Source organism: Hallerella porci (assembly GCF_003148885.1).
Taxonomy (GTDB): domain Bacteria; phylum Fibrobacterota; class Fibrobacteria; order Fibrobacterales; family Fibrobacteraceae; genus Hallerella; species Hallerella porci.
Genome location: NZ_QGHD01000001.1, coordinates 309,907 through 325,278, shown reverse-complemented (window position 1 = coordinate 325,278; position 15,372 = coordinate 309,907). Strand labels below are relative to the sequence as shown.

Sequence of the window (15,372 nt, the reverse complement as noted above, 5' to 3'; positions counted from 1 at the left end):
TTGAATTCAGATATTTTAAAAAATATCGCAGAATATAAATTCGAACATGTTTTATTAGCGGTTTCAGGCGGACTGGATTCTATCTGCTTAGCACATTACTTTATCACAAATCAAAAAAATTTTGGAATTAAAAAATTAGCCATCGCTCACATTCATCATGGGCTTCGAAAATCAGCAGACCGCGATGCGGAATTTGTCAAAAATTTTGCGGATAAATTTCACGTTCCATTTTTCATCCGTTACTTAGACGGAAAGGCGTTAACCGAAAACGGTTCTGTCGAAGAAAATGCGCGACTCGCCCGCTATCAAGAGTTGCATGAAATTGCAGAACTTTCCAGCGTCCGCGCCGACGCCATTTTTACTGCGCATCACGCAAACGATCAAGCCGAAACCGTTTTAATGCGAATTTTGCGCGGTTCTTCTTGGAAAGGTCTTCGCGGCATTTCCCGCATTCGCGACGATTATGTGATTCGTCCTTTTTTGCAAATTTCCAAATCGGAATTAGAAATTTATGCGAAAAAAAATCATCTCGATTTTGTAACGGATGAAACGAATGCCGACATTTCTTTTGCACGAAATTTTTTGCGAAACGCACTAATTCCTGCGCTAAAACCCGATATGCTTCAGCTTTCTCGGGTAAGTCATCTCGCTTCGAATCTTTACGCGAAAATTCTTCGAGAAGCCGATGCGACGATTTCTCCATTCATTCTTTCAAAAAAACTTTGGCCGTTTTCCGCACGCTTTTCGCCATTTGAAAAAACTCTCGCGATTCATTCTTGCGCTTGGGAAAAACTTTCCCACAAAAGTCCCGCAGGCGCTGCCGAAATTTTCCGCATTTGGTTAACTGCCCGCGGATTTGACTTTCCCGCTTCTCTTTCTTTTTCTTCGAATTTAATTTCGCGCGATGGAAATTTTCTCTTTGAAAAATCCCGCGGCATTTTTTGGTTTTGCCAAAATCCGAAAAAAGAAATCGCACCATTTCCGTTCGGAAGCCGCCCGAAAAAAGACGGCGATATCATTATTCTTAAAAATCGTCCGCCGAGAAAACTCGTCAAATACATGGCAGAACTCGGGATTCCCGAATTTGTCCGCGACGCAATTCCTTGTATTTTAAGCGGTGAAAGCATTGTAAAACTCGGCGAATAAAAGTTTTCGTCGCCCGCAATTTGTATTTTTGCGTTGCATATTTAAAGGATTGAAATGAGTAATAAGTCTAAGACTCCTTCTGCGTTTCACAATCGGAACTTTTTTCTGATTGCAACGATGCTTTTGATGGTTTTGTTCTTTATGCGCCTTTACGATGGCGAAGAAGCTAAAGACTTAACCCGCACAGAATTTTTGGCGATGATGAATGATCCGACAAGCGAGATCAAAAGTCTAAAATTGCAACAAACTCGTGACGGCATTGCGATTGAAGGCTCGCGTGCGATGAACGAAGATGAAATTGCGCAAGAACAAAGTAAACGCAGTTTCCTTTCGCGTTTTGCCCGCAGCAGTTCCACGCCGGCAAATACAGTTCTCTTTACGAGCCACGTTCTTTCGCTCACCAATGAACAAATCGATGGTTGGGAAGAAAGTAAACATTTAAAAATTCGAGTTCTTCACGAAACGACGAGTTGGGTCGATCGCATTTTTGCCTTCCTCCCCGCCATTCTTCTCATCGGATTTTTCTGGTACATGATGGCGCGTCAAACCGGCGGCGGAAAAGGTCCCGGCGGAATGTTCTCCTTTGGCAAAAGCCGTGCGCGTCAGTTGAACGAAAGCGGCAAAACGAAGACGACTTTCAAAGATGTCGCCGGCTGCGATGAAGCGAAAGCGGATTTGGAAGAAATTGTGCAATTCTTGAAAGACCCGAAAAAATACGACGCTCTCGGCGGACGTATTCCGAAGGGCGCTCTTCTCGTCGGTCCTCCGGGCACAGGTAAAACTTTACTTGCCCGCGCTGTTGCAGGCGAAGCCGGTGTGCCGTTCTTCAGCATGTCGGGCTCGGATTTTGTCGAAATGTTTGTCGGCGTGGGCGCTGCCCGCGTACGCGATCTCTTTGAAATGGGAAAGAAAAATGCCCCGTGCATTCTCTTCATCGATGAAATTGATGCGGTCGGTCGTCAACGTGGCGCAGGTCTCGGCGGCGGTCACGATGAACGCGAACAAACTTTGAACCAACTTCTCGTCGAAATGGACGGCTTCTCGGCCAATGCTGGCGTGATCTTAATCGCAGCGACGAACCGCCCCGATGTTTTGGATAAAGCGCTTTTGCGTCCGGGTCGTTTTGACCGTCAAATCACCGTTGGACTTCCTGACTTAGTCGGTCGCGAAGCCATTTTGAAAGTGCATTTGAACAAGCGTAAAATGCCTCTGGCAAGCGATGTCAACATTAAAGATATCGCTAAAGGAACTCCGGGACTCGCCGGCGCAGAACTCGAAAATTTAATCAACGAAGCAGCACTTCTCGCCGCTCGCTTTGGCAACAAAAAAGTGACAAAGCAAGACTTTGAAGAAGCCCGCGATAAGCTTGCGATGGGCGCTGAACACCGCACCCTTCTTATGTCCGACGAAGAAAAGCGTCACACCGCTTTCCACGAAGCGGGTCACGCTCTTATGACTCTTCTTTGTCCGCATTCCGATCCGCTGCATAAGATTACGATTATTCCGCGCGGACGCGCTCTCGGCGTTACGATGTCGCTTCCGGAAAGCGATCGCGTTTCTCTTTCGAAGGAAAGCGCCGAAGAAAACATCATGATTCTTATGTCGGGACGCTTGGCAGAAATGATTTGCTTCAATCATCAAAGCACCGGAGCGTCGAACGATATCGCCCGCGCTACCGAACTCGCCCGCAAAATGGTGACGGAATGGGGCTTCGATGATGAAATCGGTCCTCTTTGCTACAGCCGTAACGATGGCGAAATTTTCCTCGGCCGAGAAATCAGCCGCCCGAAGGAAATGTCCGAAAAGATGGCCGAAGCAATCGACGGAGCGATCAATAGTTTGGTGAAACGCCTCGCCGAAAAAGCGAAGCAGCTTCTTATCGAAAACCGCGAAAAGCTCGACATTTTAGGAAACGCCCTCGTCGAATACGAAGTCTTGGATCGCGATGAAGTGGATCGCGTTCTCGCTGGCGAAAAATTAGAAGACTCGAAAAAGAGCCGCACTTACCGCTTCCAAGAAGAATTGAGCAAGAAGCGCGAACAAGAAAAGAAAGACGAAGAACCGCCTCCTGATCCGGGTCGTCCTGCGCCTATTCCGCCGGAAACGAATCCGCTTCCGACAGACCCCAATGTCAAAGGAGAAAATGCGTAATGGCTTTTGCTGATTATTTGAAGAATTGTCAAGCGAATGCGTGGAATGTCTGCGGAACTGTCATTTCGGGAAATCCTGTTCCCGCGGTGATGGGAATTGTGAACGTTACCCCCGACAGTTTTTTTGACGGCGGCACGCACAATACATTAGACGCAGCGTTTCAACATGCGCAGAAACTTTTGGACGAAGGCGCAACGATTATCGACATCGGCGGTGAAAGTTCCCGTCCGGGAGCCGCTCACGTTTCCGCTGCCGAAGAAATTGACCGCGTCGTTCCCTTGGTGAAAAAGCTCGTCCCGCTTCTTTCGACTCGGAACTTTACAATTTCAATCGACACCGTCAAATCCGAAGTGGCGCGCGAAAGCATGAAGGCCGGCGCCCATATCATCAACGACATCAGCGCTTTGGAATTTGACCCCGCGATGGCAAAGACAATCGCCGAAACACATGCGGCGAGCGTTCTCAATCACATGCGCGGAAACTTTGGCACGATGCAGCAAGATTTCAAACCCTACAGCGATGTGGTGAAAGAAGTCCGCGAAAGCCTTTTGCATTCTGCACAAAAACTCATCGATTTAGGCGTTGACCCGAAGACGATTTGCCTCGATCCGGGAATTGGATTCGGAAAAGATTTGCAAAACAATTTGGATTTAATCGCTAACGTCGAAGCATTCCTCGAAACCGGATTCCCCGTTCTCTATGGAATGTCTCGCAAATCTTATATCGGAAAAACGCCGGGATTAGAAAAAAGCGACCGTTTGATTCCGACTGTCGTCTCGGGAATTTTTACCGCTCTCGCTGGCACGACTGTCATCCGCGTTCACGATGTGAAAGAAGCGGTTGAATCGATGCTTCTTTTGAAGGCTTTCCGCCATGCATCTCTTTAAACTATTCGGCGTTATCGACGTTCGCTTTGCCGACATTCTCGATATCTTTTTGATTTCGATTGTCGCCTATTATGTGTTCTTGCTTTTCCGCGGAACACGTGCGGTGCAAATGTTTGTCGGCGGCGGTCTTTTACTTATCGGATGGTTTCTTGCACAGTGGTGGGAGCTTCACACCGTCGTTTGGTTGTTGAGCAATTTAGCAACCCTCGGCATTATCGCAGTCGTGATTCTTTTTCAGCCCGAAATTCGCGGCGCATTAACGCGCATCGGACAATCCGTTGCGAATATGAATTTGCGGACTCTTTTCTTTCATCAGAGTGGCCTGAATCAAGTTGCCGAAGAAATCGGCACCGCGGTGCAGGATTTAGCGAAGAATCAATTTGGTGCGTTAATCGTTTTAGAAAATCGAGTCGGTCTTCGCAATTATGCGGACACCGGAGAATATTTAAACGCTCGGATTAGTTCTCGCCTTCTCCGCGCCCTTTTCTTCCCGAATTCCGCGCTTCACGATGGAGCCGTGATTTTGAACAGCCGAAGCATTGTCGCCGCCGGATGCATTCTCCCGCTCCCCGCGATTACAACGGAACAAGATACAAGTTACGGCATGCGCCACCGCGCCGCTAAAGCGCTCGCCGCCGAAAGCGATGCCTTAGTCATCGTCGTTTCCGAAGAAACCGGCTACATTTCTATCGCCTACCGCACAACTCTTCGGCGCAAACTCAGCGTCAAAGAAGTTGAAGAAGAAATTAAACGTCATTGGCGCGGACTCTTTGACGAATCCGAATCTCAAAAATAATTCACCTTTTCGAGTTTTTTATGCAACCAAAAATCGATGAACGCAAACAACAAAGAAAACGCAAGTATCATCTGACTCTTCTCATTTTGATGATTCTTCTTTTGGCAGCATTGTTCGTGGTGCAGTGCCAACTTTCGAGTATGAAGGCCGATTTACAAGCTGAACGCGATGCCGCTCTCGATAGCATCGCTGCTTATGAAAAGCACCGCGCCGATAGCTTAAAAAATTACAACGATAGTTTAGCAGTCGCCCTCGCCGCCGATAGCCTCGCCCGCTATAATGATAGCATTGCTGCGTATAATGATAGCGTCGCCAATGCGAATAAAAAAACGGTATCGCCCGAAGAACTCGCCCGCGAAAAAGCTCGCCGCGATAGCATCGAAGCGCGGAACCGCGAAATCCGAGACAGCATCGCCCGCGAAAAGAAAGCGTTAGAAGATAGTCTCAAAGCGCACGCCAAAGCCGTAGCCGATAGCATTGAAGCGTATAATAACCGCGATTCCATTCCGCCGCAAGCGACAATTCTCCCGCCCGAAGGCCGTTACTACGAACCGATTCAACTCAAAGTCAAATGCGATGAATACAAATGCAAAACATTCTATTCTATCGGTGACACGTCAAATATTCAAGAACTCACCGCTGCGGTAAGCTATAATAAAACCGGCGACGTTTATTATTTCGCCGAAGATTCTGCGGGAAACCGCACCGCTTGGCAAAAAGTCCATTACGATATGGCGAGCGATAATGTCTGCGGAACAAATGCCTACCCCGTTCCTGTAAACGGCAAAACTATCTGCGTCGATGCTTACGAATATCCGAATAAACCGGGCGAAATTGTCAAAGATATGGTTTCACACGATCAAGCGGTGCAACTCTGCGAACAAGCGGGAAAACGTCTTTGTTACTTTGACGAATGGTCTGCAGCCTGCAAAGGAAAAGACGGCACCAAATATTCTTACGGCAATTCTTATCGCCAATCGAAATGCAACACGAGTTCCAAAGCCGCCAAACGCGCCGGCCGCAAAGAAGCTTGCCGCAGTTGGTACGGCATGTATGATATGAACGGCAATTTGTGGGAATGGACCGCTACCCCCGCGAGCGCCCCGAACCGATTCCTCGTCGCCGGCGGTGCCTGGGACACGCATAACGAAAGCCAATGCACTAGCACCAAATACAGTTTCTATCCGCAAAATCAATACAACTTCGTTGGATTCCGCTGCTGTAAAAACGCAGATTAAATTAGAAGTGAGGAATTAGGAATGTTAAGGAGGCTTCACTGCGCCATTTCATTCTTAATCCCTAATGAACTCCACGTGCACGTGTTCATTTTTCCCGCCTTGACTTTCCCATAAAACCAAGAAGCGTTTGCCTAGGGACTTTCTAATGTTTTCGACGAGAATAGCCCGCTTATTTTGCGGCACATCGTTGATGCGAAAATCAAGCGCTAAATTCAGATAATGTTTCGAGTAACGCGAATGCGAACCGAAATCGTTTGCACTCGTAACAGTCGGACGATACATATCGCCTAGGAGGCGGTGATATTCATAGACCACAGAAAGCCCCGCCGAATCCATCACGCTTTCTAATTTTCCTGTGTAAACGCCGGGCTTTAAATTCACCCGTTTGATAAACAGCCGATGCACATCTTCGGAATTCCATTCCGCCCACGCAAAAACGCAAAGACAAAACAAAATGATGACTGAAAATCGCATAGCCTTTCAAAAATAGTTTTTTCCAAATCGGATTTTTCTATTTTAAGGGCATTGGAGATTTCTATGAAAAAACTACTCGCCCTCTCAGCTCTTATTTCATTATGCTTCATCGCTTGCAAAGAAACGGAACAAGCAAAACCGGTTTTCACCGGACATTGGCTCGGCGAAGACGATATGGTTTTTGAAGTTTTCCAAACGAATCCGGGCGAAAACAATTACACAATTCGCAATATCAACGGCGATTTGCAAGCTCACATCGAAGGCGACACTCTTCTCACCGGAACGAATTCTCTTGATATGCCGTTTTATATGCGCGTGAAAGGTGACTCGGCATTTTATCAATTCGGCCCAATTATTTCGACTTACTCCCGCATCGATGCCGCAAAATACGAAGAAATTTTCAAGGGTTTGACTCCTGCGATTGTTCCCGATACCATTAAATAATTCCCTCCAAATTTGTTTCTTTTTCATTTTTTCCATTCGGAGAAAATGCAGAAAATTTCCGGAAAATTCCGGAAATTTCTATTTTTAAATTATGATGAAACTCAAAATTGCAAAACATGTGGCAGATTCTGCCGAAGCCCATGCTCTCTTCTTTGTCAAAAAAGCCGTCCAATTTTCTTCTGTTTTAAGCGAAGAAGCCGAGCTTCAAGTCGCAAAAGTTCTTGAAGAAATGAGTAATGGCGTTTCCGAAGATTTGGATATCGTCGAAATTGACGGACACAAAACCATTTTTGTGAACGCAGCCAAAGAATGCGGTCTCAATTCTTTAGATTTGCTCCGCATGGCGGGTTATCGTTTAGGACTTCGCGCAAAACAAAAGCACTATAAAACGGTAAAGCTTTTGCTCGCCGACGCTGCCGATGAACAATTCAAAGCCATTCTTCACGGTCTTTATTACAGCGATTACAGTTTTAAAAAATACAAGAGCAATCCGAAGATCGATTTTTGCGTTACCTTTGAAATTGAAGCCGATGCGCGCACCAAAGATTTTGAAAAAATCGCTGCCGAAGTCGCTGTGGAACAGCATTACATTGGCCTCTGCAAAAATTTGGTCAACACAACGGGAAGCGATTTAAATCCCGAAGCATTTGCCAAGTTAGCGATTCAAGAAGCGCACCGCGTTCCGGGACTTTCAATTACCATTCTCAATCCGCGCATTTTAGCGAAAGACGGATTCAACGGCCTTTTGACCGTCGGTGCGGGCAGCCGTTTTGAACCTTGCATGGTCAAGCTCACTTACAATCCGAAAGATGCGGTAAGCGATAAGCATTTAGCGCTCGTCGGAAAAGGTCTCACTTTTGATACCGGCGGAATTTCTTTAAAACCCGCGAAGGGCATGAAAGAAATGCAGAGCGATATGAGCGGAGCCGCTGCCGTTCTTTCGGCGATTTGTGCCGCTGCCGAATTAAAAATTCCTCTGAAAATTTCGGCGTATCTTTGCTTAGCTGAAAACCGCATCGGTTCGGGCGCAGTCCTTCCGGGCGATATTTTCAAAGCGAAAAACGGAAAGACCGTTATGGTAGACAACACCGATGCCGAAGGCCGCCTCGTTCTTTCGGACGGACTTTGCGCTGCTGTCGAAAATGGCGCAACTCACGTCATCGATTTGGCAACGTTAACGGGAGCGATGGTCCGCGCACTCGGTCCTTACATTACCGGTTACTTTACCAATAGCGATGAACTCGTAGACCTCGTTAAAAACGCTTCTGCTAACGCTTGTGAAAAATTCTGGCAAATGCCTTTGGATTCGGAATACGCTAATGAGCTCAAAGATTACTTTGCGGATCTTTCGAATATCGGAAAAAGCGCAGGCGCAATTCTCGCGGCCCTTTTCCTCAAAGAATTTATTCCAGACGATGTCAAATGGTCGCATTGGGATATTGCTGGAACCGCTTTCACAGAACGTCCGTGGAAATATACGCGCTACGGGGCAACCGGTATCGGCGTCCAAACTCTCCTCGGAATAATGCGGGAAATGAGCGAGGAAAAAGAACCTTCTGAAAAAGACGAAGAAGCGTAAATTTTTTCGCAGAAATTTTCTCTTTTTTCAAACGAGTAAAATGAAAGCCCCGGCTTCGCCGGGGTTTTTGCAGTTTTCTTTGCGAATTTCGCAGTTACTCGCCGAGGCAAGAATCGAGCTTCGCAATAATTTCTTTTTTATCCATGTGTTGTCCGATAAAGACCAAACGAATTTCGCGGTCGCCGTATTTTTCGTCCCACATCGCTTTGACTTCGGGATCTTCTTCGAGAGCGCGTTCTTGTTCGCCTTTATTTAACGAAGCAATCCAACGGCCGAGGCAACGAGCGCTAGCGTCTTTTCCCGCTTGCTCAAAAATGTAAGAGTAAGTGCGGTCATCGTCAAACCAAAGAATTCCCTTTGCTCGAATAATGCTATTCGGATAATTGTCGAGAAATTCTTCCATCTTTTCGCGGTTAAACGGACGACGTGCTTTGTAAACAAATGTGCCGATGCCGTATTCTTCTGATTCGCCCTCTTCCTCTTCTTCGGGATTATTGAGCTGCTGAATCCACATCGCCGACGACGAAACTTTATTAAAGTCAAAAAGCTTCGTATCCAAAATATCTTTGATTTCCACTTTGCCAAAATTCGTTTCAATCATTTTGGCTTCGGGCTGTAAGGCGCGCACAACCGCTTTCACATGCTTCAATTCTTCTGCCGAGATGCTATCGACTTTGTTGAGCACAATCGTGTTGCAGAATTCAATCTGCTGCACCAAAAGACTTGCAATATCTTCTTCGTCCATATTTTCGTCGAGAAGTTTTTCGCCGCCCGAAAATTCTGTTGCAAGGCGCATCACATCGACAACCGAAATAATTCCGTCCAAATGACACGGCAGCGGTTTTCCGTCGCGGCTCTTAAGCTTCGAACCCATAAGCGTAATCGTTTGCGCAATCGGAAGCGGTTCGCAAATTCCGCTCGCTTCGATAAGAATGTAATCGAATTTTCCTTGTTCCAAAATCTGCGCAATTTGTTCGAGCAAATCCGTTTTGAGAGTGCAGCAAATACACCCGTTCGAAAGCGGCACGACAGAATCTTTCTGCTGAATGTTGCCGCCTTTTTCAATAAGAGTTTGGTCGATGTTCACTTCGCCGATATCGTTGACAATCACCGCGACTTTATAACCTTGCTGATTATTCAAGACGTGATTTAAAAGGGTGGTTTTGCCAGCGCCAAGATAGCCTGCGAGAAGTGTAATAGGAACCGATTTCATAAGAATCTCCTTAATTCAATTTTTTACTCAAATTCGTAATCCGAAGCGGTAAAATTTCTGCGGGATTTTTCGTGTCGCATTTTTCTGCTTCGCCGAGAGTTTTTGCAAAAACCTTTTGGAAACTTTCGAGAGAAAGTTCTGGAATTTTTGCTTTTAATAAATGCCGATTTGCCATCGAATCCGTGTAAGCTTCGAGCGGAACCGCGTGATAATTCCCCACTTCTTGTTGCGTCACCGAAGCGTCAAATGTCGCCTGCGCAATTTCAAATTGAGAAATTTCTCCCGTCTGAATTTTTCGCACGCTGAATTTCGCGACGCCGCCGAGATTCGTTTCAATTTGCTGCTGATTCGAAATGAAATTGCCGAGCGACCAATAAACGAGCGCAGAATTTCCCGCTTTCGTCGTGTAAATGCCAAAGGGTTCAATCACATGCGGATGCGCACACACGAGAATATCTGCGCCCGCGTCAATTGCCGTTTCCGCTTGCGCCATCGCTTCTTTCGTCGGAAGTTCGGTATATTCCGTTCCGAAATGCATAAACGCAATCGTCACGTCGCCATGCGCTTCGGCTTTTTCTACTTGCGCTTTCCACGCGCCCGCAGAATCCAAAAGATCGACGAGATACGGACGATTTGCGGGGAGTTTTTGCCCGTTTAATCCATACGTAAAATTCACGAATGCAAAACGGATTCCATTTTTTTCTAAGACAAAAACCGAATCGCGTTCGGCTTCGGTTGCATGAATGCCGAGAGCTGTCGCCGGTTGATTTTTCCAAAATGCAATCGTATAATCGACAGCGCTTGCGCCTCGGTCAATTGTATGATTCGTCGCATGCGTAATCAAATCAAATCCCGCATTCGCTTCGGCGATTCCCACTTCTTCGGGAGAACCGAAACTCGGATACGATGCGTAGCCTTCGCTCCGCGGCACAAAAACGGTTTCTTGATTGACCGCCGCAATATCCGCCGATTGGATTTCTTCTTTCCACGGCGCAAAGACATAATCAAAATTGCATTTTAACGAATCTTCTTTACACGCTTTGAAAAGCGGCGTATGAAAAAGCACATCGCCAATTGCGAAAAAAGAAACGGTCGAAGTATCCGAGAGAATCGGCGCCTTTTCCGCTTCTATTTTGGGGGAAGAATCCGCCGATAAATTTTGCGAAGAATCTTTTGGAGCGGGAATTTCTGCGGGCAAATCTATTGCCGCTTGATTTTTTGGCGTTCCACTGCAGGCGACAAATGCCAACGTGAAAAAGAACGAAGCCAGAGTTAAATTCCAAATCACAAATTGACGTTTTTTCATCAAACAGCAATGTAGAAAATTGAGCACGGCTTCGTCGCTATGCAGAAATTAACTTAACGAAGTTTCTTGGAATTTTAAGCTCGGATAATTTTTCATCGCGAGGCTTAAACGATATTCGTTCGGGAAAAGGCAAACGTTGCGTTCTTCTTTATCGCGCATGCAATCGATGCCGTTTTCGTCGACGAATTTATCGACATCGGCTGCGGGGCCGACAATCCAACGCACGCCGTAAGAAGGAATGCGATCGAGAGAAACGTCTGCGCCATATTCCGAAAGCAAGCGGAATTTGAGCACGTCAAATTGCAATTCCCCGACGACGCCGATGACGGGAACCGCCGACTTAAACGGTTGATAAAGTTGCGTTGCACCTTCTTCAGTAAGTTCTTTCAAACCCTTGGCGAGTTGCTTTGATTTTAACGGATTGAGAAGAGTGACGCGGGCAAAAAATTCGGGCGCAAAATCTGGAATTCCCGAAAAATTCATCTTTTCGCCTTTCGTTAGCGTATCGCCGATATGGAAAAGTCCGGGATCGTTAATGCCCACAATGTCGCCCGCCCAAGCGGTATCGATGACTTCTTTATCTTTGGCGAGGAATGCCGTCGGCGCCGCTAAGCGCACTTCTCTTCCCGAGCGCACGTGGAATACTTTATCGCCGCGTTGAAATTCGCCCGAGCAAATGCGGAGAAACGCCGTTCTATCGCGGTGCTTCGGGTCCATATTCGCTTGAATTTTGAAAACGAATCCGCTAAAATCCGGTTCGTCCGGGCTCACGGTGCGCTTATCGGTTTCGCGCGGCATCGGAGCTGGCGCAAGACTTGCGAAAGCGTTTAAAAGTTGGCGCACGCCGAAATTATTCACCGCACTACCAAAGAATACCGGACACATTTCCCCTTTTAAGAAAAGTTCATGGTCAAATGGATCCATGCCGCCGGTGACGATATCGTATTCTTCGCGGAATTGCTTCACCCAATTTTCGCCGCAAAGTTCGACGAGTTTCGGATCATCCGGACCCGACATCGGGAGAATTTCTTGGTGTCCCGATTTTTCATCGTAAACGTTAAAAGTATTTTCCGCAATCGAATAGACGCCTTTGAAAAGTTTTCCGACGCCAATCGGAAGAGTAAACGGAATCGCTTTGATTTTTAAAACGGATTCAATTTGATCGAGCAAATCGAGAACTGGGCGCCCATCCAAATCCATTTTATTGATGAATGTGATAATCGGCGTGTGCCGCATCCGACAAACTTCCATGAGTTTAATCGTTTGCTTTTCGACGCCGTTCACGCTATCGATTAAAACGAGAGCCGAATCGACGGCGGTTAAAGCGCGGTAAGTGTCTTCGCAGAAATCTTGGTGCCCCGGTGTATCGACGAGGTTAAACCAACAACCTTCAAATGGGAAATTTAACACCGAACTCGAAACCGAAATGCCGCGGTCTTGTTCGATTTTCATCCAGTCGCTCACCGTATAACTGCGATTTGCCTTGGCGCGGACATGGCCTGCTTCGCGGATAACTTTTCCGAACCACAAAAACTTTTCGGTAATCGTTGTTTTACCGGCGTCCGGATGGCTGACTATAGCAAAGGTGCGACGTTTCGCGATTTCTGGATGGGTAGACAAAATAAGCCTCGTTCGTTGACGAGGCCAAATATAGAATAAATTAAATAGGAAACGAAAAAAGGAATTAGCCCGCGTGACGCTCTAAATCGAGAATCATCGATTGCAAAGTTTCTTCGACTGAAGAACGAAAATCGCCCGAGCCTAAGCTGCAACTTTTTACCGCATGCGATGCATCTGTTCCTTGGATAATGCGAATCACCGGAAAGCCGCCTTCCATAGAAAAAAGAACCGAATAACCCATCTTCAGCAATTTATCGAGAAGATCGCGCATAAATGAAGACTCCTTGAAAGAGTGAAACATGAAAAATTTTCCCCAAAAACGGGGCGCAAGGTCAAAAGTAAATTTTTTTGCGAAGAAAAGCAAGAAATTTGACGCATTTCCTCGTCAATTTAAACGACAGCGGTAAATAAAACCAAGTCGTCAATTCCCGTGTTCACAATTTTATGCTGCGAACCTTTGGGGCAAATATGACAGCAGCCCGGCGAAAGAATTTCTTCGACGCCATCGACATAAGCTTTGCCCGTTCCCGAAATCACATAATTGATATCATTTCCTTTCTGTTCGTGCAATCCGATGGAACCATAAGGATGAATCCGAACGATAACAAATTTTCCTTCGGGTGCATCAAAAACCTGCGCAGACATTTCACCCGATCCGTGATTCATTCCTGGACCGCGCATTTCCGGAATCTGCCGAAAATCGATTAGCATAAAACCTCCAAGCTGTTTTACCGTAATATAATTCCTTTGTGCGAAATGCGGAGATATTTTTCTCTGCCCAAATAATTCCCGCTTAGACGGAATTTATTTTTTCTATTATTTGGCGCGAAATGCAAGAAAACAAATCTCTGCACAATGCTCTTCGCCAAGTTCGTCTTCATGCGGGTAAAGTTCGCCTTTGCGGCTTTTCTGTTTCGGGACTTGCCACTTATCTGCAACTGCCAGAACTTGATTTCTGCGTCGATATGGGAGAATGCCCCGTTTCGGCGATCGGCATCAATCACGTTTTTTTGACTCACGCACACGGTGATCACAGCCGTTGTTTAATGCGCCATCACAGTCTCCGCCGGATGATGGGAGTCGAACGCCCCTCGGTCTATTACATTCCGAAAGATTTGGTCAAAAGCGCCGAAGAATGGATTCATTCCGAAGCGATGTTCGAAGGCGTCCCCGAAGCGCGATTTAAACTGCCGAAAATTGTTCCGATGGAAGCGGGCGAAAAAGTGACTCTCGCCTATCGCAAAGATTTAATGCTCGAAGCTTTTCCGGTGAAGCACGCTCAAGTCGGGAAACATTTTCTCCCATCGATGGGCGTCACCCTTTACAATCACAAGAACAAACTCAAAGAAGAATTTCTCGGGCTTGAACCTGCCGAAATTATCAAACTCCGCGCGGACGGTGTAAACATTACCCGCGAAGTTTTTGATCCGCTCATCACTTTTATGGGCGATAGCCTCGGCGAAAATTTGAACGATCCCGCATTAAACGCGATTTGGGATTCCGAAGTTTTGGTTTCGGAATGCACTTTCGTCGATGACGACGAAGAAGAAATGGCGCAGAAAAAAGGGCACACGCATATTTCTGCGATTGTGAATGCGCTTAACGCCCACAAAGAAACGATGAAATGCAAATTCATCGTGCTCAATCATTTTTCGATGAAATATTCCGCTGAACATATTTTGGAATCGATTCAAAATAAAATTCCCGAAGAATTCCGCGAAAAAATCATCGCATTTATTTAAGGTGAACATGAACGAAGAATTGCAAACTCCAGAACAAATCACAGAAACTTCTCCGAAGAAAGAAGTCGTCGTTCCCGAATTTTTCCGCGATTTAAACCGCGACAAAGAATATCCTTGCATGTGGCATTTTGTTCACCGGCATATTCCGGGGACGCGGAAGCCGATTCAAACTCCCGATAATCAACCCGACAAGCATCCGCTCGATTGGAAAGAAATTTTTCCAAATCATCAAGGACATATCGAAATTGAAATCGGTTCGGGCAAAGGCGGATTCCTCGTCGAATACGGAAAAAAGCATCCGGAGATTTTCATTCTCGGAAGCGAATGGGATTTGACTTGGGCGCGTTACGCCGCTAGCCGCGAAATGCGAAATCATTTAGACGAAAATACCGCGATGCTCCGCGGCGATGTCTTTTACTTTTTGCGCGACCGCGTTCAAAGCAATACCGTTGACGCATTCCACATGTATTTTCCGGATCCGTGGCCAAAAGAACGCCACCATAAGAACCGCCTTCTCCGCGATGAATTTTTGACGGAAGTGGCCCGCGTTCTCAAACCGGGAAAACGCCTTTTCTACTGGGGCACCGACCACAAAGAATATAACGAAGTCGCCCTCGAAACTTTTGATCGCTTTCCGAGCGCAAAAGTCATCGTGCGAAATACAGCCTCCCCAACCGAAGGCATTATGACGAATTTTGAAAAAAAGTATCGGGAAGAAGGCCGCCCGATCTATCGTAGTATCATTGAATTTGACAAGGCCGAATAGAAACGGAAAT

At 46.5% G+C, this 15,372-nt stretch carries 15 protein-coding genes; 9 read left to right on the top strand and 6 right to left on the bottom strand.

The window, feature by feature from the left end:
• The 5 genes from tilS to B0H50_RS01335 all read left to right on the top strand — a co-directional run bounded on the left by tilS (nucleotide 1) and on the right by B0H50_RS01335 (nucleotide 6,218).
• Nucleotides 1–1,146 (top strand): tRNA lysidine(34) synthetase TilS, encoded by a 1,146-nt coding sequence (tilS, locus tag B0H50_RS01355; RefSeq protein ID WP_109587119.1) that lies wholly within the window; start codon nucleotides 1–3, stop codon nucleotides 1,144–1,146.
• 117 nt (nucleotides 1,147–1,263) lie between these two features.
• A complete protein-coding gene (ftsH, locus tag B0H50_RS01350) occupies nucleotides 1,264–3,297 on the top strand; it encodes an ATP-dependent zinc metalloprotease FtsH (RefSeq protein WP_106198100.1) in 2,034 nt (677 codons plus the stop codon).
• Nucleotides 3,297–4,184, top strand: coding sequence for a dihydropteroate synthase (folP, locus tag B0H50_RS01345; RefSeq protein WP_106198099.1), 888 nt, complete (start codon nucleotides 3,297–3,299; stop codon nucleotides 4,182–4,184). The genes ftsH and folP overlap by 1 nt, the downstream gene beginning before the upstream one ends.
• Entirely contained in the window at nucleotides 4,171–4,980 is an 810-nt protein-coding gene (cdaA, locus tag B0H50_RS01340) for a diadenylate cyclase CdaA (RefSeq protein WP_106198098.1), read from the top strand. The genes folP and cdaA overlap by 14 nt, the downstream gene beginning before the upstream one ends.
• Nucleotides 4,981–5,000: 20 nt before the next feature.
• Nucleotides 5,001–6,218: an SUMF1/EgtB/PvdO family nonheme iron enzyme gene (locus B0H50_RS01335; protein ID WP_106198097.1), complete on the top strand. Its 1,218-nt coding sequence runs from the start codon at nucleotides 5,001–5,003 to the stop codon at nucleotides 6,216–6,218.
• Nucleotides 6,219–6,272: 54 nt separating this feature from the next.
• Here B0H50_RS01335 and B0H50_RS01330 read toward each other — a convergent pair whose 3' ends face one another.
• Nucleotides 6,273–6,692, bottom strand: a complete 420-nt coding sequence (locus tag B0H50_RS01330; RefSeq protein ID WP_106198096.1) for a hypothetical protein — start codon at nucleotides 6,690–6,692, stop codon at nucleotides 6,273–6,275.
• 63 nt (nucleotides 6,693–6,755) lie between these two features.
• On the opposite strand from B0H50_RS01330, the gene B0H50_RS01325 reads away from it, so the two are divergent.
• Entirely contained in the window at nucleotides 6,756–7,136 is a 381-nt protein-coding gene (locus tag B0H50_RS01325; RefSeq protein WP_109587118.1) for a hypothetical protein, read from the top strand.
• A gap of 91 nt (nucleotides 7,137–7,227) precedes the next feature.
• On the top strand, nucleotides 7,228–8,715 hold the full coding sequence (locus tag B0H50_RS01320) for a leucyl aminopeptidase family protein (protein ID WP_233244455.1): 1,488 nt from the start codon (nucleotides 7,228–7,230) through the stop codon (nucleotides 8,713–8,715).
• 94 nt (nucleotides 8,716–8,809) lie between these two features.
• Here B0H50_RS01320 and B0H50_RS01315 read toward each other — a convergent pair whose 3' ends face one another.
• The 5 genes from B0H50_RS01315 to B0H50_RS01295 all read right to left on the bottom strand — a co-directional run bounded on the left by B0H50_RS01315 (nucleotide 8,810) and on the right by B0H50_RS01295 (nucleotide 13,565).
• Entirely contained in the window at nucleotides 8,810–9,928 is a 1,119-nt protein-coding gene (locus B0H50_RS01315) for a CobW family GTP-binding protein (RefSeq protein WP_109587117.1), read from the bottom strand.
• Nucleotides 9,929–9,938: 10 nt separating this feature from the next.
• Complete coding sequence (locus B0H50_RS01310; protein ID WP_106198093.1) at nucleotides 9,939–11,234, bottom strand: CapA family protein; 1,296 nt, start codon at nucleotides 11,232–11,234, stop codon at nucleotides 9,939–9,941.
• Nucleotides 11,235–11,282: 48 nt separating this feature from the next.
• Nucleotides 11,283–12,857 (bottom strand): peptide chain release factor 3, encoded by a 1,575-nt coding sequence (locus B0H50_RS01305; RefSeq protein WP_407717312.1) that lies wholly within the window; start codon nucleotides 12,855–12,857, stop codon nucleotides 11,283–11,285.
• Nucleotides 12,858–12,918: 61 nt separating this feature from the next.
• On the bottom strand, nucleotides 12,919–13,125 hold the full coding sequence (locus tag B0H50_RS01300; RefSeq protein WP_106198156.1) for a hypothetical protein: 207 nt from the start codon (nucleotides 13,123–13,125) through the stop codon (nucleotides 12,919–12,921).
• A 119-nt stretch (nucleotides 13,126–13,244) separates the two neighbouring features.
• Nucleotides 13,245–13,565, bottom strand: coding sequence for a cupin domain-containing protein (locus tag B0H50_RS01295; RefSeq protein WP_106198091.1), 321 nt, complete (start codon nucleotides 13,563–13,565; stop codon nucleotides 13,245–13,247).
• 119 nt (nucleotides 13,566–13,684) lie between these two features.
• On the opposite strand from B0H50_RS01295, the gene B0H50_RS01290 reads away from it, so the two are divergent.
• The gene (locus B0H50_RS01290; RefSeq protein WP_106198090.1) at nucleotides 13,685–14,596 is read left to right on the top strand and encodes an MBL fold metallo-hydrolase; all 912 of its coding nucleotides are present in this window, start codon (nucleotides 13,685–13,687) and stop codon (nucleotides 14,594–14,596) included.
• 7 nt (nucleotides 14,597–14,603) lie between these two features.
• Nucleotides 14,604–15,362, top strand: a complete 759-nt coding sequence (gene trmB, locus B0H50_RS01285) for a tRNA (guanine(46)-N(7))-methyltransferase TrmB (RefSeq protein ID WP_109587116.1) — start codon at nucleotides 14,604–14,606, stop codon at nucleotides 15,360–15,362.
• Nucleotides 15,363–15,372: the final 10 nt, after the last annotated feature.

Bases quoted from the DNA above. Each gene is read 5' to 3' on its own strand.
- ftsH (WP_106198100.1), top strand. From the start codon at position 1,264: ATGCTTTTGATGGTTTTGTTCTTTATGCGCCTTTACGATGGCGAAGAA.
- folP (WP_106198099.1), top strand. From the start codon at position 3,297: ATGGCTTTTGCTGATTATTTGAAGAATTGTCAAGCGAATGCGTGGAAT.
- cdaA (WP_106198098.1), top strand. From the start codon at position 4,171: ATGCATCTCTTTAAACTATTCGGCGTTATCGACGTTCGCTTTGCCGAC.
- B0H50_RS01335 (WP_106198097.1), top strand. From the start codon at position 5,001: ATGCAACCAAAAATCGATGAACGCAAACAACAAAGAAAACGCAAGTAT.
- B0H50_RS01330 (WP_106198096.1), bottom strand. From the start codon at position 6,692: ATGCGATTTTCAGTCATCATTTTGTTTTGTCTTTGCGTTTTTGCGTGG.
- B0H50_RS01325 (WP_109587118.1), top strand. From the start codon at position 6,756: ATGAAAAAACTACTCGCCCTCTCAGCTCTTATTTCATTATGCTTCATC.
- B0H50_RS01320 (WP_233244455.1), top strand. From the start codon at position 7,228: ATGATGAAACTCAAAATTGCAAAACATGTGGCAGATTCTGCCGAAGCC.
- B0H50_RS01315 (WP_109587117.1), bottom strand. From the start codon at position 9,928: ATGAAATCGGTTCCTATTACACTTCTCGCAGGCTATCTTGGCGCTGGC.
- B0H50_RS01310 (WP_106198093.1), bottom strand. From the start codon at position 11,234: ATGAAAAAACGTCAATTTGTGATTTGGAATTTAACTCTGGCTTCGTTC.
- B0H50_RS01300 (WP_106198156.1), bottom strand. From the start codon at position 13,125: ATGCGCGATCTTCTCGATAAATTGCTGAAGATGGGTTATTCGGTTCTT.
- B0H50_RS01295 (WP_106198091.1), bottom strand. From the start codon at position 13,565: ATGCTAATCGATTTTCGGCAGATTCCGGAAATGCGCGGTCCAGGAATG.
- B0H50_RS01290 (WP_106198090.1), top strand. From the start codon at position 13,685: ATGCAAGAAAACAAATCTCTGCACAATGCTCTTCGCCAAGTTCGTCTT.
- trmB (WP_109587116.1), top strand. From the start codon at position 14,604: ATGAACGAAGAATTGCAAACTCCAGAACAAATCACAGAAACTTCTCCG.